This is a genomic window from Jeotgalibacillus marinus, assembly GCF_040801915.1.
Taxonomy (GTDB): Bacteria; Bacillota; Bacilli; order Bacillales; family Jeotgalibacillaceae; genus Jeotgalibacillus; species Jeotgalibacillus marinus.
On record NZ_JBFMIA010000289.1, the window covers coordinates 1 to 236 of the forward strand.

At 50.8% G+C, this 236-nt stretch carries 1 protein-coding gene; it reads right to left on the reverse strand.

The genetic code is table 11. The features are described from left to right. Positions 1–6: 6 nt before the first annotated feature. Positions 7–236, reverse strand: a 230-nt coding sequence (locus AB1471_RS19155) for a hypothetical protein (RefSeq protein ID WP_367781063.1), incomplete at its 5' end; no start/stop codon positions are given.

Sequence of the window (236 nt, forward strand, 5' to 3'; positions counted from 1 at the left end):
AAAGTGTTACACGGTTCCAGCAAGTGACCCCTTGCCACCTTTTCTTCCCCTTTTCTCCTCTCCTTGTCTTTCCTTCTTCCCTCTTTTCCCTTTTCCCCCTTCTTTTTTCTTCTTCCCCCTTTCTTCTTTTTCTCCTTCCTTTTTTTCCTCCCCTCCCTCTCTTTCCTCTTCTTCCTCCTCCCCTCCTTCCCCCTCCCTCTTTTCCCCTTCCTCCCCCTCTTTCCCCTTCTCCTCCC